We start from the raw sequence: 21,828 nt of genomic DNA on the forward strand, positions 1-21,828 counted from the left end.
GGGAGACGTTACGTGTTTGACGTAAATCTCTTTGACGAGCTCCGGATTGGCCTGGCCACCGCGGACGACATTCGCCGTTGGTCCAAGGGCGAGGTGAAGAAGCCGGAGACCATCAATTACCGTACTCTCAAGCCGGAGAAGGACGGTCTGTTCTGCGAGCGCATCTTCGGCCCTACCCGCGACTGGGAGTGCCAGTGCGGTAAGTACAAGCGTGTGCGCTTCAAGGGCATCATCTGTGAACGCTGCGGTGTGGAGGTGACCAAGTCCAAGGTTCGCCGCGAGCGCATGGGCCACATTGAGCTGGCTGCGCCGGTGACGCACATTTGGTACTTCAAGGGTGTTCCTTCCCGACTGGGCTACCTGCTGGACTTGGCGCCGAAGGACCTGGAGCGCATCATTTACTTCGCGGCCAACATCATCACCTCGGTGGATGAGGAAGCCCGCCATAATGATCAGTCCACGCTGGAAGCAGAGATGCTGCTGGAGAAGAAGGACGTCGAAGATGACGCCAACTCCGAGATCGCAGAGCGCGCTGCCAAGCTGGAAGAGGACCTGGCGGAGTTGGAGGCTGCAGGCGCGGACGCCGCTGCCCGCCGCAAGGTGCAAAATGCTGCCGATAAGGACATGCAGCGCCTACGCGAGGAAGCCGAGCGCGAGATCGCCCGTCTGGATGAAATCTGGAACACCTTCCTCAAGCTGTCCCCGAAGCAGATGATCATTGATGACACCATCTATGAAGAGCTGGTGGACCGCTACGAGGATTACTTCACGGGCGGTATGGGCGCGGAGGCTATCCAGACCCTGATCCGCAACTTCGACCTGGAGGCCGAGGCGGAGAACCTGCGCGAGATCATCAACAACGGCAAGGGCCAGAAGAAGGTCCGCGCACTCAAGCGCTTGAAGGTGGTGGCCGCCTTCCTGCGTTCCGGTAATGATCCGGCAGGCATGGTGCTCGACGCCATTCCGGTGATCCCGCCGGAGCTGCGCCCGATGGTGCAGCTCGACGGTGGTCGCTTTGCCACCTCCGACCTCAATGACCTTTACCGTCGCGTGATTAACCGCAACAATCGCCTCAAGCGCATGATCGACCTGGGCGCCCCGGAGATCATCGTTAATAATGAGAAGCGCATGTTGCAGGAGTCCGTGGACGCGCTGTTCGACAACGGCCGCCGTGGCCGTCCGGTCACGGGTCCGGGCACCCGCCCGCTGAAGTCGCTGTCTGACTTGCTCAAGGGTAAGCAGGGCCGTTTCCGCCAGAACCTGCTGGGTAAGCGTGTAGACTACTCGGGCCGTTCGGTGATTATTGTGGGCCCGCAGCTCAAGCTGCATGAGTGTGGCCTGCCCAAGCTGATGGCCCTTGAGCTGTTTAAGCCTTTTGTGATGAAGCGCCTGGTGGAAAACGACTACGCGCAAAACATCAAGTCCGCTAAGCGCATGGTGGAGCGCCAGAGCCCTGAGGTGTGGGACGTGCTCGAAGAGGCTATTTCTGAGCACCCGGTGCTGCTTAACCGCGCACCGACCCTGCACCGCCTGGGTATCCAGGCCTTCGAGCCGAAGCTGGTGGAGGGCAAGGCTATTCAGCTGCACCCGTTGGCGTGTGAGGCGTTCAACGCAGACTTCGACGGTGACCAGATGGCTGTGCACCTGCCGCTTTCGGCAGAGGCACAGGCTGAGGCCCGCGTGCTGATGCTGGCTTCCAACAACATTTTGTCCCCGGCGTCCGGTAAGCCGCTGGCCATGCCGCGTCTGGACATGGTTACCGGCCTGTACTACCTGACCATGGATAAGGCTGAGGGTGAAATTGGCGGTGCGGGCCGTTACACTGCCGCGTCTGCCGATGCCCCCGCTACCGGCATCTACTCCTCTTACGGTGAGGCCATCATGGCCTACGACCGTGGGGTACTGGGCCTGCAGGCGCCGATCAAGGTGCGGATTTCCCACCTGCGCCCGCCGGCGGACATTGAGGCCGAGCAGTTCCCGGATGGTTGGGAGAAGGGCCAGCCGTGGCTGGCGGACACCACCTTGGGCCGCATCATGTTCAACGAGCTACTGCCGTGGAACTACCCGTACCTTGAGGGCGTGATGGTCCGCAAGGGCGGTGCTGGTAACAAGGTGCTGCTGGGTGATGTGATTAATGATCTGGCCGCGAAGTATCCGATGATCACCGTGGCCCAGGTGCTGGACAAGATGAAGGATGCCGGTTTCTACTGGGCAACCCGTTCCGGCGTGACCATCACCATGCATGACGTGCTGGTGCTTCCGAATAAGACGGAGATTCTGGAGTCTTATGAGAAGGAAGCTACCCGCATCGAGCGCAAGTACTGGGAGCAGGGCGCGCTGACTGAGCGTGAGCGCTACGACCGCCTGGTGGAGCTGTGGAAGAACGCTACTGACGAGGTCGGTAATGCGGTGGAGCAGCTGTACCCGGATGACAACCCGATTCCGATGATCGTGAAGTCGGGTGCAGCCGGTAACATGCGCCAGATCTGGACCCTGGCCGGCATGAAGGGCATGGTGGTGAACTCGCACGGTGAGTACATCACCCGTCCGATTAAGACCTCCTTCCGTGAGGGCCTGTCCGTGTTGGAGTACTTCAACAACTCGCACGGTTCCCGTAAGGGCCTGGCCGATACCGCGCTGCGTACCGCAGACTCGGGCTACCTGACTCGCCGTCTGGTGGACGTGGCCCAGGACGTTATTGTCCGCGAAGAGGACTGTGGCACCCGCCAGGGTGTGCGCGTGCCCATTGGCCAGGATGGCGCTATCCACGAGCTGTGGGAGACCTCCGCTTCTGGCCGCGTGGTGGCTACCGATGTTAAGGACGCCGAGGGCACCGTGATTGCGGCAGCCGGCGCGGACCTGGACGAGGAGCTGACGGCCAAGCTGTTGGCGGCGGGCATCGGCGAGCTCAAGGTTCGCTCCGTGCTGACCTGCCAGACTCCGGCGGGCGTGTGCGCGAAGTGCTACGGCAAGTCCATGGCCTCCGGCCAGCTGGTGGATATTGGCGAGGCCGTGGGTATTGTGGCCGCCCAGTCCATTGGCGAGCCGGGTACCCAGCTGACCATGCGTACCTTCCACCAGGGTGGTGTCGGTGGCGACATTACCGGTGGTCTGCCCCGTGTGCAGGAGCTGTTTGAGGCCCGTAACCCGAAGAACCGCGCGCCGATTGCCTCGGTGGACGGCACGATTTCGCTGGCTGATGAGGGCAACTTCTGGACGCTGACCATTACTCCGGACGATGGTTCGGACAACGTGGTCTACGAGAAGCTGTCCAAGCGCCAGGGCTTGGCGCAGGTGCGCCGCCCGATGGAGTCCAACCCGGAGGCCATGATTGAGCGTTCGCTGCGCGATGGTGACCACGTCACCACCGGTGAGCGCCTGATGCGTGGTGCTGCTGACCCGCACGACGTGCTGGAGGTGCTGGGCCGCCGCGGTGTGGAAAAGCACCTGATTGATGAGGTTCAGGCGGTCTACCGCGCTCAGGGTGTGGCTATCCACGATAAGCACATCGAGATCATCATTCGCCAGATGCTGCGTCGCGGCACGGTGATTGAGGCTGGCTCTACGGAGTTCCTGCCGGGCACCTTGGTGGATCTGTCCGAGGCGAAGCAGGTTAATGCCAAGGCCGTCGCGGAGGGCCAGGATCCGGCTCAGCTGCGTTCGGAGATTATGGGCATTACCAAGGCCTCCCTGGCTACGGAGTCTTGGCTGTCTGCTGCTTCCTTCCAGGAGACCACGCGTGTGCTTACCGATGCCGCAATTAATAAGCGCTCCGATCAGCTCATTGGTCTGAAGGAGAACGTGATTATCGGTAAGCTGATCCCGGCTGGTACGGGTATCTCGCGCTACCGCAACATCACCGTCAAGCCGACCGAGGCCGCGCGTAACGCCGCGTACTCGATTCCGACCTACGGCGACTCCATTTATGGTGACGACGGCTTTGGTGAGTTCACCGGCGCCTCTGTCCCGTTGGATGAGGACTTCAGCTACTAGTAGCTGTTGCTAGAGCCCCGGGCCCTGTGTGGGTCCGGGGCCTTTCGCGTTTTCTGGGCGTCTGTCAGCGGCCCGCGGCGTGGGTCTGAGGTAGGCAGCTACGTTGGCTTCGGCCGCCGCTGATGGGCGGGGGGAGCGGCCTTGGTGCCCTTTCGCGTGGGATTGGCGAATGAGCGGTTATGGTGCCTCGTTTCGGTCTGTGACAGCAGTGGGAGCGACCAGGGGGAGTAAGCCGGCGGACGCGCGGGGTCGGATACCCCGTGGCCGGCCTGCTGGCCCATGTAGCCGCTAAGCCGGCGGACGCGCGGGGCCGGATACCCCGTGAGGTGTTTGTCACATAATAAAAGGTCTAGTTTAACGGGAAATGTATATAAACCTTTTTGCCAGGGTGTTTAAGAAAATCCTGGGTAATTTAGTTCATTTTAAGACGCATCTCCCGGGCCTGGAACTTATCTAATTCTCAGGTTTATTTCATATTTGTCGATGTGGGGCCAATTGTTAAAAGGGCTTGTCAAATTGGATTTCGTTGAAAAGCGTCGGGGGGGGGGGGGTCGATTTTCTGCGCCAGTCTTAGATTTTTCAGTGAAAAATCATGTGCTACTATTAGCGCACATAACTGGAAACCTGGCATCTGCCTAAGAGTCTGGTTAGAGCTCCTGCGGGAGTAAGTCATTACATCCATTTCACTCTCCCATGAGGTACGAATGAACATTTTCACTAAAAGCCTGACCGCGGCTGTCGCCAGCGGTGTTCTCGTCGGAGGCGCTGGTGCCTTCGCTCCAGTGGCTTTCGCACAGGACACCCCTGCTGCACCGGCCGCCAACGTAGCCCAGCCTGTGGGCTCCTTGGATTCCCTGCCTAAGGATGGCGAGGTATCCCTGACTGTCCACAAGTTCTCCAACAACAACCCGGGTGCGGCTGGTGACGGTACCCAGCGCGAAAGCACCGAGGGCCTGGGCGACGCACTGCCAGGTGCTGAGTTCCAGATCCAGCGTGTGACCAACGTGGATCTGAAGACTCAGGCTGGCTGGCTCGCGGCTGAGAAGTTGGCTAAGGGTGCAGAAGACGCCATCACTCCGGAGCTCGGTGCTGCCGTGAAGCAGACCACCAATGATCGCGGCATCGCCAACTTCGCTTCCCAGAACGTGGGCCTGTACCTCGTGACGGAGACCGCAGCTCCGGCTGGCCACTCCATCACCACCGCTCCGTTCTACGTCGCACTGCCGATGACCAACCCGGACGGCAACGGCTGGTTGCGCGACGTCCATGTCTACCCGAAGAACAGCAAGCAGTCTGACTTCGGTACCAAGACCGTCAATGACCAGGCCACCCGAGTCAATGGCAACGAGATCACCTACACCATCGCGCAGGACGTTCAGCAGCGTGCCCGCACCGCTCCGGCCCGCAAGTACTTCCAGATCAACGACCAGTACCCGACTGAGCGTCTGGAGTACAAGGACGTTAACATCGCGGGCTACGTGAAGAACTTCCACTACGTGGTCCAGGATCAGGGTGCGAACGGCCTGAAGATTGTCTTCACCCAGAACGGCCTGAAAGCACTGGACATCGCCTCCCGTGCCGGCGCAGCGAAGATCGAAGCCCAGGTGACCTTCACCGTCAAGGATGCTGCTGGCGAGGGCGCAAACGACGCCCTGGAGAACAAGTACACCTACACCGAGCAGTTCGAGTCCACTCCGCCAACCCCGCCGGAGAACCCGAACCAGCCGGAGACCCCGCCGACCCCGCCGGAGACCCCGCCGACCGAGCCCCCGACGGACGTTCCGCAGGAACCGACTCCGGAAGAAGTTCCGCCGGTTACCCCGCCCGAGACTCCGGAAAATCCGTTCCAGTGGCCGAAGTCCTACTTTGGCCAGGTGGACATCACCAAGACCAACACCAATGATGACGTGCTCACTGGTGCAATCTTCGATCTGTACACCTGTAATGCAAACGCCGAGCTGGGCCAGACCGCACTGCGTACCGGCATTGAGGCCAAGGAGGGCGTGGAGATCAACCAGCTGCGCGTGAACGACTGGCAGAACAACGCTGCCGTGGACGCACGCGACAGCTTCTACTGCCTGGTGGAAACCAAGGCCCCTGCGGGCTACGAATTGAACGCTCAGCCGATTCGCTTCCAGGTTCTCAAGGGCGAGCAGGAAGCCAACATCGCCCTGACCTCTGTTGAGGTTAAGGACGTTCGGCGCAACGCTGGCTTCCAGCTGCCGCTGACCGGTGGCCAGGGCATCATGTTCCTGATCCTGGCTGGTGGCGCCGTCCTGATTCTGGGCCGTGGCTACGCCATCTACTCCCAGCGTCGCGCTAACTAAGTCGCGCAAATCAAATCGCGCTAACTAGGTCGCGCAAATCAGGCCGACAACCTAGCCCCGCGTATTCCGAGTTGATCGGATACCGGCACCCTCACCACCACGCACCACACCCCGCGGGGTGGTGGGGGAGGAGCGGGCTAGACCATGGCGGCGTGCTCACATGGCCCAGGGGCTTGCCCGTAGGCAGGTACCTCCTGTCCTCTCGGTGCCAGCCCACGGGCAAGATACCTGGATCACTGGCCGGAGTTGTCTTTCGACCGACATGTGGGCCGCCGCCCTGGTGTGGCTCGTATCCTTTGTAAACTTTTGCAGCAACCCACTGAGGTCCCACCCCATGACTCACGTCGTTGACCGGCCTACGCCGGAGCCACAGCGCCCCGCAAAGCAGCGCAAGGCTAAGAAGCAATCCAAGCTGGCCGTCATCTTGACGATCATTGGCTTCCTCATCATCTTGTACCCGGTGGTAGCTACGGTGATTGAAAACAACCGCCAGTCCGGCCAGGTGGAGGCCTACACGCAGCGCCAGGCGGAGTTTAGTGAAGAAGAACTCGCTGAGGCTGTGGCCCGGGCACACGAGTGGAATGATGTCCACCAAAACGGCCCCATGCTCGACCCCTGGCTAGCGCGCGTTGCGGAAGATAACGAGGAATATCAGGAATACCTGAACCAACTGAACCTCACGGAGGTCATGGGCCGTGTATCCATTCCTTCCATTAACTCTGATCTCCCCATCTACCACGGCACTACGGAAGAGGTGCTGAAGAAGGGAATCGGCCACCTCTACGGAAGCGCACTGCCGGTAGGCGGCGAGGGCAAGCACACGGTGCTCACGGGCCACACCGGGCTGTCCACCTCCACGCTGTGGGATAACCTCACCGACGTCAAGGTCGGCGACGCCGTCTACATCGACGCCCACGGCCAAAAGATGAAGTACGAGGTCCGCGACATCCAGGTGGTGTTGCCCAACGAGACCGACTCGCTGCGCCCAGTCGCAGACAAGGACATGCTCACCCTCATCACTTGTACGCCCTACGCCGTGAACTCGCACCGCCTGCTAGTCCACGCGGAGCGCGTGCCCATGGATGAGGAAGAATCCCGCCAAATCTTCGACTCCGTGCGCACCCCCTGGCAATCCTGGATGACGTGGGTGTTGGTCTTCGCCGCACTCATCGCCGCCTGGATTGTTCTGGAGTGGTGGGTCAAGAAGAAGCGCCGCCAACAAGAAGAAGAAGGCCAAACTCAGGAGAGCCAGGACCACAATGACTAAAGTATCCGCAGCGCCCAAGCTCATTGCTGCGCTCCTTATCATGGCCCTGGTCTGCCTGGCCAGCGCCACCCATGCCGCAGCCGCCACGGCCAACCCGGCCCTGGTGGACGGCTCCCGGTCCGCCACACTGCACGTGCACAAAAACGCCGGCGACCCGGTTACCCAGTACGGCGACCCCACCAACCCGGACGCGCAGCGCAGCCGCGAGCCCATCCAGGGCGTGGAGTTCTTCGCCCAGCGCGTCGATAACGTGGACTTGACCACCAACGACGGCTGGCAGCAGGCCGAGGCCCTCAAGCCCACCCAGTTCTTCGAGGGCGGCGATCAGCGTGAACACCTGGGCCAGCGCTACATCGCCACCACCGGCGCCGATGGCGTGGCCACCTTCGCCGACCTGCCCCTGGGCCTGTACCTGGTAACCGAAAATCACGCCACCGCCCAGCGCCAGAACCTGTCTTTGGTAGCGCCCTTCCTCATCGCCCTGCCCGCCACAAACGAGACCGGCGACGCCTGGAACTACGACGTTACCGTTCAGGCCAAGGACCAGCTCATCACCGCCACCAAGCAAGCCAACCGCACCTGCGTGGCGCAAGGCCAAACAATTGAATACGGTGTCTCCACCACGCTTCCTGCCCCCGATGCCGACGGCAACATCACCAGCCTGTCCATCTCTGACCCGCTGGAGGCCGCCCAACGCTACGTGGAAGGCTCCACGGAGGTGCTGGTGGGGGCATCGGAAAGCTCTTTGCAAGCAGACGACTACACCGTAAGCGTGCAAGACAACACCGTCACCCTGACCCTGACGGATAAGGGCCTGGCCACCCTGGCGCCTAAGCGACTGGGCAAGCCAGACCTGCAACTGACCTGGAAGTTCATCGTGGACGTGGTGGCCACACAAGACAAAATTCGCAACAAGGCCTACGTCACGCCCCCGGGGTACCCCGCTTTTGACCGCGAGCGCCTGACCGGCGTGCCCAGCAACCAGACCACCGTGCGCATGCCGTGCAAAGAGCCGCAGGACCCGAAGCCCATCCCCATCCCGGTGCCGGACCCCAATAATCCGTCCACCACCCCGCCCAAGCAGCCGGGCACCCCGACTGCGCCGGGCACCCCCATCTCCCAGCAGACCCCGCCGGGCCAGTCCACGCCCGGCACCACCCCGCCCAAGGCCAACCAGCGCACCGGGCTGTCGAATACGGGTGCCTCCGTGTTCGGAATCCTGGGCCTGGCCGTCCTACTCATCGCTTTTGGTTTGTTCCTGCTCAGCCGTCGTAACGAAAGGGAAGCATAAATGCTCAACACTTTCTCTAAGGCCATGCGCCGCATGCGCGTAGGCGTGGCATTGCCCGCCGTGGCCGCGATTGCCCTGGTGGCCACGCCGGTAGTGCAGGCGCAGGACGCCGAGGACCTGGCCACCGCTGTTGCCGAGGTCGAGTCTGCTTCCGCCGATGACCCCGCTGCCGAGTCCGCCGATGCCCCTGCTGATACCGGGTCTGCCGATGCCGTCGTGGCGCCCGCTCCCGCTTCCAGGGAAGCCGAGGCTGGGGAGCCTGCTGCGGGCCAGGTCGCAGAGGGTGAGACTGACGAGGTTGCTTCGCTCATCGAGCCGGACAGCGTCAAGTACGAGGAGATCCGTTACAACGAGGAAACCGGCGCGTACGAGAACCGACTCACCTTCAAAGTGGCTGAGTTGGCGGACCCACAGCGGCTGAACACCATCACCCTGCTGCGCGAGAACTCTGACGTCTACATCGATGAGAAGATGAACGTGGTCGTGCAAGGCACCAAGTTCCGCATGCTGGGCGGCTACGCTGTGGACGACGACGGCCGCCATCTGCTCTCCGTTGATGGCCAGTTCTTCACCGCCAAAGGTGGGGAGACCATTGAAGTTGTCTATACCACTTTTGAGTCCGATAAGGACGCCGCCTGGAAGCTCTATGACGGCGATGGCTCTGCCTTCGACATCCTGGAGTCCAACAACTACAACTACGGACCGTTCCGCATCCGGCAGGTCACTAGAGGAACCGCCCCTGATATTTCAGAGGCACAGCCGGCGGGCGGCACCATTGTTGGGCCTTACTTAGATTCGTCCAATCGCCAGAATCCTGCTTGGCGCGGCGAGCTTAACACGCGACGCTACACCGGCCCGCTGGAGGACCCCACTTTCGAACGCGAGGGAGCCAACGAGCGGCAGAGCTATTTGGGCGTCGTTCCGTATCCCGTGCAAAACCGCAACTGGTACCTTGACCAGTATGCGGACACCGGGCACCGCACGGGAAACAGGCCAGTGTTGGGGCCGCCAAAGGAGGGGTTCCCGGCTTCGGCAGACCAGCGCGGTTTCATCTACATGATGGGTGAACAGGGCAAATGGTATTCGCGTTCCAATGTGCAGTACGCGTGGAAAGAAGAGGGCCCTAATCGCAACACGCCGCATAATTGGCGTGCGCAGGAATTCTTGGTAGGCGGCGGTGACGCTGATGCTGCGGTGTACAGTTTCTTCTACAGGGGCCTTGCTACTGGAGGGCATCGAATCCCGATTACCGCCGATTTCAACCGGACCGGTGATCCTTCGATCCGACTATTCATCGAGGGCATTATCAACACCGAAGACGGTCAGTGGACCGCAGAGCCGGGTGACAGCTCAGAGACGATTTATTTCTCTAGCCCGAACTCGCCCTATGGCGTTATGGTCCGCGATGAAGGCAGTCAGAAGGGCATTAACTTTAACTTTTACGATAACGCCCGTATGCAGCAGATTCGCGCCGGAAGGCCGCTCACCCACGCTGTGGTGAAGCAGCAAATGCCGCAGGCACAGGTTGGTGTGAATATCGGCGGTTGGCGCCGGGCAGTAGTGAGTTTTGCATCTCTGGGCGAACCTCGCACTGGAGAGCAGGTTGATGGGTCTTTGGAAATGTACCATTCCGGCCACTACAACAGCTACCGCAGCGCACGTGTGGGTGTGAACTGGTACCAGCCGGGGCCAACTGGACCTGCGGACCTGCAAGTAGCCAAATCTGTGGTCAAGGCGCCCGCTGAGGGTGATAAGTACGTGGACTACACGCTGGAGGTCAAGAACCTCCCGCGTGATGGCCGCCAGCCGTCGACGCGCCTGTTTACTCTGAAGGACACCCCGCAGTTCCCGGCTTCGGCTGGGGTTACGGAGGTCAAGCTGGTAGAAAACGGCCGCGAGGTGGACCTACCGGTGGCTGATGATGGTTTCACAGTCAACCCGGATGAGCCAGGCCACTTGATTGCCTACAAGGAGACCATTGCTCCGAACGAGACCAAGACCTTTACCGTCCGCGTGAAGTTCCAGCCGCAACAAGGCGGGGTAAATCCTGCCGATGCTAAGTGCGAAGCAGGCACACCGGGCAAGGGCGCCTTCAACACCGCAAAGGTCTACCAAGAATCTGACCCGCGTCCGAAGGCTGAAGCTAACGCTTGTGCGGACTTCCCGTCCACACCCAAGCTGGAGTTTGCTAAGAATAACGCTCAAGTGACTGATGTTCAGGGTGATGAGGACAAGGCTTGGGTTTCCTACGATCTGGTAGTCACCAACCCTGCCGGTAGCCCGGCCACCACCTACACCAACCTGTTGGACACCCCGCAGTTCCCAGCGGGTGCACGGATCGAGCGCTTCGAGCTGCAGTCCGCGCGTGCAAGCAACAATCAGACGATTGCTGGAGTGCTCAACCCGCCTACGCAGGCAGGTAGCGGCTGGCGTATTACTCGCCAGGATGCGCAGGTGAATATCGCTGGCGGTGTGACGCATACCTATAAGGTGCGCATGCTGATTAATAAGCTTGACGCTACCGCGGCTGCGGGCGCGACCTGTGAGGCAGGGACCGCTGGCCGAGGCCTGTTGAACAAAGCCCAGCTATCTATGCCGGGTAAGCCGGAGCCCCTGACGGACGACGAGTGTATCGACGCCCCGCTCAAGCCCGGCAAGCCGACTGTGGAAAAGGCTGTCGAAGGCACCGTGAACCAACTGCCTGACAACAAGGCAGAGGTTAACTACGTGGTGCGCGTGCGCAATGATCAGCCGCAGGCCATCGACCGGACCTTGCGCGTGGTTGATACTCCGCGCTTTAGCCAGGCAGTGAGCCAGCCTTACACCGTCCAGGTGCAAAAGCCGGGTCAGACTGGGTTCACCACTGCGCAGGCAACTAACGGCAACTACGTTCTGGACACCGCGCGCACCGTGCGTGCCGGCCAGAACGCTGAGTACAAGGTGAAGGTGACCTTTACGCTCCCGCAGCCGGGTGCGCCGGTAAGCCAGCTGCAGTGTAACGGTGCAGGCACAGGTCTGTTCAACCAAGCCACCGCGACCTTTAACGGCCAGAACCTGCAGGCTAGTGCGTGTGCCGCCGTCCCGCAGACTTTCTCGGACCCGGTGGTGGAGAAGACTGCTGAGTCCGTGACCCCCATCGAGGGCCGCCCCGGTTACAGCTACGCTAACTACCGCATCACGGTTCGTAATCCGCAGACTGGTCAACGCCAGCTCGTTAGGGTTGCTGAGAAGCCGGAGTTCACCGCAAGTGGTGTCGAGATTGAAGCCATGCACGTGGTGAACCCGAACGGCACCGTCCGGCTGCTGCGGAACTGTGCCGCGGGATGTGACGTTGCTAGCATCAACCTGGACCCAGGCCGGGAGCGCACCTTTGACATCCGTGTCACCATTAAGAATGCTCCTGCCAATACGTCGGACGAGAACATTCGCTGCGAGTCTTCCACGGGCGTGGGTAAGGGACTGTTGAACAAGGTGTCGATTGACTGGCCGAATGCCCCGAAGCCCGTCGAGTCCACCGCTTGCCTGGATGCCCCACGCGATGAGGCTCTGACTGAGATCCGCGTGGCCAAGGTGGACACTGACCGGAACACCATTGCCCGCGATCAGGGTTGGGACTTCGAGCTCTACTACCTGGGTGCCGATGGCAACCAGCAGGGCACCAAGGTTGCCGACATGGACACCACCCTGGCGGACAACGCCAACGTGGTGACCTCCGGTAGCAACCTCAAAGCCGGTGTGTACCAGCTGGTGGAGACTAACGCCCCGCAGGGCTTTGAGCTCCTGCCTGCACCGGTGACACTGACTGTCGCATTCGAAGGTGGAAAGCCGAAGTTCACTCTGCAGAATCAGCAGAACTTCCCCGGTGTGTTCGTTGATGCTCCCGATAACGGCAACTATGCCATCGTCCAGGTTGCCGATGTTCGCAAGGGCGACATGCCTATGACCGGCGGACGCGGCGTAGGATTCATCATTCTGCTCGGCGCGGTAGTGTTGTTGCTCTCCCGCTGGTTGCGTGGACGCCAGAAATAACCGCTAACGCAGGAAATTGCCCCGGATAGGCCCCGAGCCCTCCGGGGCTTTTGCTATGCCCGGACCTCGACCCACTCAGCTTCCACCTTGCCACCACGCCCGCACGTCTGGCCCCTCCGGTGGCCTGTTTTCGGCTGCCGTGGGGCTGGGGTGCTGCACTGCGTCGCAGGTGGCGCGTCGCGCTGCGCCGGACTTGAGCACTGCGCTGCGTGCTGCCCTACTCGTTGTGCTGGGCTGCCTCGCGCGTCGCGCTTGCTGCGCTGCTTGCCGCGCTACTCGCTGTGCTGCCTGCGCTGCGGGCGCGGGGGTTAGTTGGTGGGGCTAGTCGGCACCGGGACACCACCACCGGGTGACTGCCAGGCAACCTGCCCACCAACCCTTACCATCCGGCCGCGGTGGATGGGTATTCCTCCTGGCGGGTGGTCTTCGTTGGCACCATTATGGTGTGGGCATAACACCGTCAGATTCCTGATGTTGGTTTCCCCACCATCTGCCCACGACGTGATGTGGTGGATCTGGCACTTATCAAACGGCACGTGACAATCCAACCACGCACACTCCGGGCTCTCCGCGGCAAGGAGGAGGCGCTGCTTGTCGGTGGCAAAGCGTTCCATACGGTAGACATCCACCGGACCATGCACCCGGCTTAGGATTGCGACGAACCCGTGCTTGAGCAAGATGCGCTCAGCTAGTTCTTTCCCAGTCATCCGCGCCCCGTTGTTCGCCCGAACAATAATGTCCGAATCGGCGGAGTTTGCCCCGGCAGGGTTGGCTGCGCTGGCACTGGTGTGGGTGTTGCCCGTGAGGTCTGCACCGGTGCCGTTGGTACCGGTGTGGTTGCATTCGTTAACGGCGAGCAGTTTGGCGAAGGTATCGAGCTGCAGGGTAATCATGGGGATGTAGTTCAACCGCCCGGCCCCACCTTCACCGCGTACTAGGTTAAGGAAGCTTTCTGCCGGGGCATCCTGATCGATGGCATCGTAGACATCTGTAAGGTCCACATCGCGAGCAGTAATCGACATGGTGGCTGTGCCGTTGGCGTAGCGGCGTATAGAGACTTTTTCTACCGGGGTGTCATCCTTTGGGTTCCACTCCCGGCGTAGTTTACGCGCCACAGTCGTGAACTGGCCTGCAGGTGTGGCACATAGGTGTTGGCGCATTCTCCATTGTTGGGTGGTCTTAGTCTTGGTGACTTCGCGTTCTATTTCTTGCATGGCTATCAGCCCATGTCCGTGGCGGCGGGCGCCTTTGATAGCACTCCTTTGCCTACGGGAGGGCTGGCCGGGCCCGTAGTACAGCCGGTAGAGGCGCACCAGGAACTCTGCGGTATCTGGTGCAACGCCTAAGCCCTCCAGGTCTGTGGTGGTGGCATGCTCTAGCTGTGGTAGTGCGTCGATGACGCTGCCTAGCAGGGCGGCGATGTTGATCTCGTTCATGGTTTTGACGCTAAGGCGATTGTGCAACCCTGCGCAAGGGGAATTTTGGAAAAACCCGAAATCTGTGGATAACTTTGCGAAAATGTGCACTCTATTAGACAATTGTTGAAGAATTCCACAGGGAGAACGCACGCAGACGTGACATAATCTAGCCGCATGGAGAAAATTTGTTTGCCGGCTCAGTCTGGCCCGGCGATGGAACTGCAGCGGGCGGGGTATCGGCTGGTGCAGAAACATGCCAATCTTGGGTGCCTTAAAACCGATGGATAGTGCAACCCTGAAGCGTTCGTTGTTCAATAGGCAAGTCACTTCAAATGAATGTGTCGGTGCTTCAGCGCAGTTTGGTCTGGAGCTGCCCATTGCTGCAAGGTATGACTGGTGGACCGGATAGTCGAGTCGTAATCGCGAGGCTGGCTCAGTACAGCACTCTCAACTAAGTTGGCGCCGTGCTCAGCTGTTGGAGGGACAACTCTCTGTGAGTAAAACCGTAGGTACCTCAATCCGAGTGCAAGGGCGGTTCTTTTATTGCCATCGCCAAAAGGATGGTCTTTGGCGACGTTCACTATTAATGCGGCTGCCCTGTCGAAGACGGAGGGATAGCGGGGTTGTCCAAAAACTATTTGAAGGGGTGAATAAACTGCGGATTCCAATACGGGAGTATCGACAGTGTAGCCGGAATATTCGTGTGACCTCCCGTCGTCACGTCGCCGTTGACCGCATTGCTGGTTCAACTTGCATGCCAGACGGACGAGGTGCAATGCAAGGCGTTCTTCGTCCGTTTTCTCCTGAAATGGGTCGTCCCGAGTCAATGGTTACCGTGTGGCTAGTAATTCAAAAGTGTCGTGCCAATCGTTCTCAACATCGGCGGTCAACTCAAGAAGCATGTCCAGCGGTGGCAAGTCAAAACTCAAGGGCGGAGCGGTGGGTGTCGGCGTATCTGAGTGAATCTGGTCGGTAAATTCCTCAAGGATGGTGGTCACGCTGATTTTTTCCAAGGAATGTGCGCTGTCCGGCAGACCTCGCCGTGCTTCAGCCCAGGACTTCCCGTGGCTAAGGTCGGAGAGTTCTGGCGATGAATAATGACCGTAGAACTCAACAACGTTTTGGATTACGTCGCGTTCGTAGCGGGAAAGGTTTTCCGACTGGCCGCCTGGAACATGCGGCACTGCCAATCCCTCTACAACCGGTTCTGTGCGGTCACGTAGTTGCGAGGGGACAGGCCCCTTGCTCCAAGCGAGGAGACTCTCAGGGAACAACGGCTTGCCGGTCCATGCCAGGTGCCAGCCTTGAGAGAAGAAGCACAACTTGTAGAGCTTCATCTTGTCTACGTTCGGGATCAGCTCGGTAATTAGCTGTCCCACGTCATAGATGTTTGCCATGCCGTCCTCCTTTGTGTCTGGCCTACGCGCTGTATTCGAACTCGGCGCCGTTCAACTCCCTTACAGGCTACAGGAATTGCCTATAGGGTACAGAAGCTAGCCGGGCTACTCGACCGACTCGCTGTCAATATAGAACGGCTGGTCTTCGTCGCGTAGTCCAATGGGCGCCCATGGTGGACGCCAGTTGGTGCGCCGAAGAACGTCGGGCGAAATCCATCCAAACGTAATGCACTCGATACGGTAGTTTGCGCGAGGGCCCTCTTCAGGCTCCCATAAATTCATCCACCTCAACTCCGCTTCGGCTAAGTCGCGCCGGTTGAATTCGCAAAAATTACGCGGGTTGTAATCGACCTCGTACCATGGGTCAGGGTGGGCGTCTACCAGCCAGATTTTTTCGCCTAACTCCAAGGGGACCGTGAAGTGATTGGGCTCCGAGCTTCCGAGGAATACCGTGTGTGTGGATTGACTCATTGGGATGTGCTTTGGGTACGCCCGGCTGACCTCGCGGTATACCCAGTGCTGGACATTGTTAGGAACATAGGCCACGAGCTTAGAGGGCTTTCCGACGAAGATCTCTCCCACTTTCTGGTTCTCAGGCGTAACAATTTTTCTTATACCCCGCATGGGAACCTCGCAAACCGGGGGAATACACGCGCGTAGAACCTTTCCCCGTTGTTGATTATTTGTCCAGTCGCGGCGCCAGCGAATAAATTGTTTTTATCCGTCCGGCATTGCACTTCGAACTTTTTGGTTTCGAAGTAATCGGTTTTCTTTCTGTCGTCACTCTCTGTGAATAGAGTGTCGAATGTTCCAGCGCCGATGTATGACTTATGGTGAATCAATATCTTCTGAGTGTGTTTGATGTAGTCCACAGGTTCGCTGCACTTGGTTTCAAACTTGAAGGTCACCCGAGGTTTGATTTCTCCGTCAATCACTACAACTCTGTCCCTCGGTACGCTCCCTGTTCGCTTATGGAAATTGTGGGGATACATCGTGCAGGGTCCGTATTTCCTGGGTTTCCCCATCTGTCGGAAGGCTGCCCCTACTGTCATGGATGAGCCTCCATTGCGTAGGAGGTCTTCAATTTTTCCGAAGAACTCGTCTGCTTCAGCTTCGGTGGGGAAGTAAATGTATGGCGTGGCGAAGGAGTCGATGGGCATGAATAGTTCACCGCTTATTGTTCCGCCTTGGAAGCGTTGATCGGCGTAGGTGGTGCCTTCGCGTACTATTGCGTCGGCTATGGGGTAGCCGTAGTGTCCGGTTTCGTAGCCTGCTGCGCCCCATTTTTTCAAGATGTCGCCTTCTACGGGGTGTGCTCCGTGTGTGGGGTGCCAGTAGATGGATCCCGCTTGGAATGCGGAGAATCTGCCTTGTCCGTCGGGGGTTTTGGCTTCGTTGGCTACGGGGAAGCCTAGCGGGCTGTCGGGTCCGCCCATCTCTAGCCATTTTTCTAGGATTAGGCCGTTGATGCTGGCGACGTGGAAGCCGTTGAATGCTTGGCTACGGTAGATTCGTCCGCCTTGGAATTGTTGGACCCAACCGGTGAGTTCGCCTTCTAAGCTGGTGTTTCCATTGAGGGATACCTCACCGGTGGTGGGGTATCCCATCCATCCGGCTTCCCAGCCGTTTGCTGCCCAGACTGCGGCTGTGTGGCGTGCGACTGCGTGGGCACCGGTTTCAGGTGACCAGTAGATCCAGCCGTTGACGAATTTTTGTCGTAGGCCCCGACCGTCTGGGTTTTGGTATTGCGGTTCTACGGGGTACAGCAGCCAACTGGTCAGGCCACCAAGGCGGTTGTATTGGGTGAGGATTTCACCGCATACTGGGATCATTTTTGGCCAGATGGTGGTGCAGGGTGCACCAGTTTGGCGAAGGGGATTGTCGGGGTCGATGAGGTTGTCTTCGTTGGCTATGTGGACTTCAGCGGTGTCTGCTTCTTCTTTGGATACCCCTTCTGGAAGTTCGATGGCATCGCTCCACATTTCGCCTTCGATGAATTGCTCTTGTGGTTCGCCTAAGGTCTCAACGAGATCGAGCTGGGCTTGTTGTTGTTTGACTTCTGCAGGGGTTAGTCCGATTTCGCCATCGACCTCGATGGCTTCGTCCTCGGTGTAGAACTGCAGATCTTCTAGGCTTTCGCGGTCATCGACATCGACAATGTGGGCGGTATCGTTTTCTCCGATGCCTGTGGCTAAGGCCGCGCTAGCGGGCCAGAGAGCACTGCCGAAGACAGCCAGTGTGGTTATTAGCGCCACGGCCGTGTGTCGGCGATGGGGTAGTAACACTTTCATGGAGACTCCCGGGGGTTGGAATGCTGACAGGGTCGCCTCGGGGCGCATAAGCCACGGTGAGGGGAGGCGATAGGTGGCAGTGTAGGGCATCGGCAAGCTCTGTGCAGGAGTTTTGGACGGGGATGGGGGAATGCGGCTACCCCCGCCCGTTACCTGACGGGTGACCTGCCTGTTACCATGTCCAAACGTTACATCAACACGGGTGCTTCGCATGGGCGAGGCTGAGAGGCGCAGCGGCGCTAACCGTCGAACCTGATCCGGGTAATGCCGGCGTATAGGAAGGAAAGATTATGACGACTCATTCTGGCGATCTCACCGGGGCAAAGAACCCCCCGCGCTCGCTGTCTTGGCGCGTGGTGGACATTGTCATCGCGGCGGTGCTGGCGGTGGCAGTCGGCCTGCTATTTCTGTTTTGGAACTTCGCCGGCTACGCGTGGTTCAAGGTGATGGAGGCACTGACCCCCGGTTTGGGCGGTTTGGCTACCGGTGGCTGGCTCATCGGCGGGGTAGTGGGTGCGCTGGTCATCCGTAAGCCGGGAGCGGCAATTTTTGTTGAGACTCTGGCTGCATGTGTCTCGATGGCCTTGGGCTCGCAGTGGGGCGTCGGCACGCTGTACTCCGGCCTGGCGCAGGGCATTGGCGCGGAGCTAATTTTCTTGGCCTTCGCTTATCGCCACTTTGGTCTGAAGGTCTCCCTGCTAGCTGGTGCGGCTGCGGGAGTGGGCGCGTGGGTACTGGAGCTGTTTACCTCCGGAAACCTGGCCATGTCCACGGAGTTCCTGGTCATCTACCTGGTGTGCCTGATTATTTCCGGCGCAATCCTGGCTGGACTGGTGGGCTACATCGTGGTGCAGGCGCTGGCTCGCACCGGGGCGCTGGACCGCTTTGCCGTGGGCCGTGAGGCGCGAGCACTCGCACACTAGTTAGATGGCAGTCGAGGTGAGCGTCCGCGGTTTCGGCTGGACGCATGCGGGGCGCAGCCGCCCGGCGCTTGAGGGCGTGGATTTAGACATTGCGTCCGGGCAGCGACTGTGGGTGTGTGGGGATTCCGGTTCCGGCAAGTCCACCCTGGTCGCTGCACTGGCTGGCGTGTTGGGCGGTGACGAGGAGGGCCACGCTCAGGGAGCCATTGTGCTCACAGAGTCCGGGGTCAGCGCCGCCCCAGGCCGGGATATTCCCGTCGGCCTGGTGCTGCAGGACCCGGATAGCCAGGTTATTGCCGCGCGAGTGGGCGATGATGTCGCTTTTGGCTGCGAGAACATGGGCATCCCGCGCGAGGAGACGTGGCGGCGTGTGCGCCGCGCGCTGGACCTGGTGGGCCTGGATTTGCCGCTGGACCACCCCACCACGCGTTTATCCGGTGGGCAAAAGCAGCGCCTGGCGCTGGCCGGGGTGGTGGCCATGGGCGCGGGGCTGATAATTGTTGATGAGCCCACCGCTAACCTGGACCCCGCGGGTGCGCGCGCGGTGGCCCAGGCTTTGGGCCAGGTCGCGGATTCTACTGGGGCGACGTTGGTGGTAGTTGAGCACCAGCCGCACTATTTTGAGGGCATTTTGGAGCACGCGGTCCGCTTGGAGCAGGGGCGCCTGGTGGAGTCTGGTCCGTTTGCCCAGTTGGCCAGTGGCCGCCAGCCCCGTTTGCCGCAGGACTTATTGGCACCTGAGCTTGCCGATGCCCCCAGCCCCCATCCAGCCCTGTGGTCCCGCCAGTTGCTGACGCGGTTTGGGCCGGAGCGTACGGTGGACATTGCTGCGGGGGCATCAACAGTGATTACTGGTGCCAATGGCGCGGGAAAGACCACCTTGTTGCAGACTCTGGGTGGGCTGCTGCGCCCGCGCGCTGGTGAGGTTGGCGTAGCGCAGCATATTCGCGGCGACGTCATTGGGCCGATTCATACCTGGTCCTCGCGGGATTTGGCGCGGCGGGTAGGCAGCGTCTTCCAAAACCCGGAGCACCAGTTCTTGGCGCGTACGGTGCGTGAGGAACTGGGCATTGCCCCGCGGGTGCTGGGCCGCGGCGAGGGCGACGTGGACGCGTTGTTGCAGCGCCTGCGCCTGGACCATGTGGCAGAGGCTAACCCGTTTACGCTGTCCGGCGGGGAGAAGCGCCGCCTGTCTGTGGCAACGGCGCTGATTGCCGCCCCGGAGGTGCTGCTCTTGGACGAGCCCACCTTTGGGCAGGACCCCACCACCTTGGTGGAGTTATTGCGTATTTTGCGCGGGCTGGTGGCTGACGGGATTACGGTCGCGGCGGTGAGTCATGATCCGCTGTATGTGCAGGCTTTAGGGGACTACCGCGTGGAGGTTAGTGCTAATGACTACGCTGCTGAATAATGCTAACCCTATGACGCGCCTGGCGCTGATGGTGGTGCTGACCACCCCGGTGTTGATGAGTATTGACTGGGTTTCCGCCGCGGTGCTGGTGGTTCTGACCGTGGCTTTTGCGCCTTTGTGCGGGGTGTCGTGGCCACAGCTGGGGCGCATTGCGTGGCCACTGGCGGTGTTGGCGCCCCTGTCAGGCGTGTCGATGCTGCTCTATGGTCGCCCTGGTGGGCAGGAGTATTTTTCACTGGGGTTAATTACCGTGACGGAAAACTCTGTTTCGTTGGCGGTGGCGATTATGCTGCGCGTACTGGCGGTGGCCTTGCCGGTGTTGATGCTGGCGCGCGGCATGGATGCTACCGCGCTTGGCGATGCCCTGGCCCAAGTCGCCCGCCTGCCCTCCCGCTTTGTGCTGGGCGCGGTTGCGGGGATGCGCACCGTGTCGGTATTGCGCGATGACTGGGATGCCCTCGCACTTGCCCGGCGGGCGCGCGGCGTGGCCGATGAGGGCCGCATTCGCCGCCTAGCCACCATGTCCTTTGGGTTGCTGGTGTTGTCTCTGCGCCGCGGCGGACACCTGGCCACCGCGATGGAGGCCCGTGGTTTTGGCCGGACTCCGCCGGGCGGGCGGGAGCGCACGTGGGCGCGGCCGTCGAAGCTGGGTGCCCACGATGCCGCCGTCCTCGCCCTAGGCACTTGCGTTGCCGCTGTGCCGGTAGTAGCGGCCGTGCTTGCCGGAACTTGGCGGTGGTTGGGACTATGAGCCGGGGCTTGGGGTTAGGGCGCGCAGGACCGGGACCTGGCGGTAGTACTCCCGCTTCGGCTAGAGCTGTTTCTTCCGGTCGTGAGTTTGTCGGTGCTGGGTTTGCCGGTACGGTGCCGCTGGATTCAGCGCTGCTGGACGCAGTGTTGCGTGAGTGTGTGGCGCTGCCGGGCCCACGGCGCACCGTGCTTATCGATGGCCCCTCCGGCGGCGGTAAGACCACCACCGCCCAGTGGTTGTGGCGCCGGTTGGGGTGGCCGGCGGTGCATCTGGATGACTTCTATCCTGGCTGGTCCGGCTTGCTGGCTGGTGCGCAGATGGTGGCGCGCGACGTATTGAACCCGGTTCGTCCGGGGTACCGGCGCTGGAATTGGCAGCGCGACGTGCCCGGCGAATGGGTCAGCCTTGCCGGGGTGGAGTGTCTGATCATCGAGGGCGTGGGCGCCTTGACCCGCGATTCCCTGGCTGCCGCCAAGGCATTGGGCGGGGTATGTACCCTGCGCATTGACGGAGATCCCGATGTCCGCCGCGCCCGGGCGCTTGCCCGCGACCCAGATTATGCAGCGTACTTTGATATGTGGGCTGCCCAAGAGGCCGAGTATTTTGCCCGCTGGGCCGTCCCCGCTCAATTCACGGCCTGGACTGGCCCTGCTTGACCGGCCCTGCTTGACCGGCCCCGCATCGGGCATAGTCAGGTCGACAGTCCCCTTGGAAAGCCTCTCGAAGAACG

Annotated in this window: 13 protein-coding genes; 9 read left to right on the plus strand and 4 right to left on the minus strand. The window is 60.6% G+C overall.

From position 1 onward, the window contains the following. The first annotated feature begins 12 nt into the window (after positions 1 to 12). The 5 genes from G7Y31_RS02015 (at position 13) to G7Y31_RS02035 (ending at position 12,907) form a co-directional block, all read left to right on the plus strand. Complete coding sequence (locus G7Y31_RS02015; protein ID WP_165008706.1) at positions 13 to 3,993, plus strand: DNA-directed RNA polymerase subunit beta'; 3,981 nt, start codon at positions 13 to 15, stop codon at positions 3,991 to 3,993. Positions 3,994 to 4,697: 704 nt separating this feature from the next. After that, entirely contained in the window at positions 4,698 to 6,320 is a 1,623-nt protein-coding gene (locus G7Y31_RS02020; RefSeq protein WP_165008704.1) for a SpaH/EbpB family LPXTG-anchored major pilin, read from the plus strand. A 334-nt stretch (positions 6,321 to 6,654) separates the two neighbouring features. Beyond that, positions 6,655 to 7,587, plus strand: coding sequence for a class C sortase (locus G7Y31_RS02025; protein WP_165008702.1), 933 nt, complete (start codon positions 6,655 to 6,657; stop codon positions 7,585 to 7,587). Beyond that, complete coding sequence (locus G7Y31_RS02030; protein ID WP_165008700.1) at positions 7,580 to 8,878, plus strand: SpaH/EbpB family LPXTG-anchored major pilin; 1,299 nt, start codon at positions 7,580 to 7,582, stop codon at positions 8,876 to 8,878. The genes G7Y31_RS02025 and G7Y31_RS02030 overlap by 8 nt, the downstream gene beginning before the upstream one ends. Then, complete coding sequence (locus tag G7Y31_RS02035) at positions 8,879 to 12,907, plus strand: SpaA isopeptide-forming pilin-related protein (protein ID WP_165008698.1); 4,029 nt, start codon at positions 8,879 to 8,881, stop codon at positions 12,905 to 12,907. It abuts the gene before it with no gap. 308 nt (positions 12,908 to 13,215) lie between these two features. On the opposite strand, the gene G7Y31_RS02040 is transcribed toward G7Y31_RS02035, so the two are convergent. From G7Y31_RS02040 to G7Y31_RS02055, 4 genes are all read right to left on the minus strand, one after another. Then, positions 13,216 to 14,343 carry an HNH endonuclease signature motif containing protein gene (locus G7Y31_RS02040; RefSeq protein WP_165008696.1) on the minus strand — a complete coding sequence of 376 codons (1,128 nt, stop codon included), beginning with the start codon at positions 14,341 to 14,343 and terminating at the stop codon, positions 13,216 to 13,218. Between the two features lie 305 nt (positions 14,344 to 14,648). Next, complete coding sequence (locus G7Y31_RS12055; protein WP_196823597.1) at positions 14,649 to 15,152, minus strand: type II toxin-antitoxin system death-on-curing family toxin; 504 nt, start codon at positions 15,150 to 15,152, stop codon at positions 14,649 to 14,651. Between the two features lie 3 nt (positions 15,153 to 15,155). Beyond that, on the minus strand, positions 15,156 to 15,722 hold the full coding sequence (locus tag G7Y31_RS02050; RefSeq protein ID WP_165008694.1) for a Panacea domain-containing protein: 567 nt from the start codon (positions 15,720 to 15,722) through the stop codon (positions 15,156 to 15,158). A gap of 611 nt (positions 15,723 to 16,333) precedes the next feature. Beyond that, positions 16,334 to 18,013, minus strand: coding sequence for an LGFP repeat-containing protein (locus G7Y31_RS02055; RefSeq protein WP_165008692.1), 1,680 nt, complete (start codon positions 18,011 to 18,013; stop codon positions 16,334 to 16,336). Between the two features lie 290 nt (positions 18,014 to 18,303). On the opposite strand from G7Y31_RS02055, the gene G7Y31_RS02060 reads away from it, so the two are divergent. From G7Y31_RS02060 to G7Y31_RS02075, 4 genes are all read left to right on the plus strand, one after another. Then, positions 18,304 to 18,936: an ECF transporter S component gene (locus G7Y31_RS02060; RefSeq protein ID WP_165008690.1), complete on the plus strand. Its 633-nt coding sequence runs from the start codon at positions 18,304 to 18,306 to the stop codon at positions 18,934 to 18,936. Positions 18,937 to 18,940: 4 nt separating this feature from the next. Further along, entirely contained in the window at positions 18,941 to 20,347 is a 1,407-nt protein-coding gene (locus tag G7Y31_RS02065) for an ABC transporter ATP-binding protein (RefSeq protein WP_165008688.1), read from the plus strand. Then, a complete protein-coding gene (locus G7Y31_RS02070) occupies positions 20,328 to 21,098 on the plus strand; it encodes an energy-coupling factor transporter transmembrane component T family protein (protein WP_165008686.1) in 771 nt (256 codons plus the stop codon). The genes G7Y31_RS02065 and G7Y31_RS02070 overlap by 20 nt, the downstream gene beginning before the upstream one ends. Positions 21,099 to 21,211: 113 nt before the next feature. Continuing rightward, on the plus strand, positions 21,212 to 21,754 hold the full coding sequence (locus tag G7Y31_RS02075; protein WP_244977422.1) for a nucleoside/nucleotide kinase family protein: 543 nt from the start codon (positions 21,212 to 21,214) through the stop codon (positions 21,752 to 21,754). Positions 21,755 to 21,828 lie beyond the last annotated feature (74 nt).

This window comes from Corynebacterium lizhenjunii (assembly GCF_011038655.2).
Taxonomy (GTDB): Bacteria; Actinomycetota; Actinomycetes; order Mycobacteriales; family Mycobacteriaceae; genus Corynebacterium; species Corynebacterium lizhenjunii.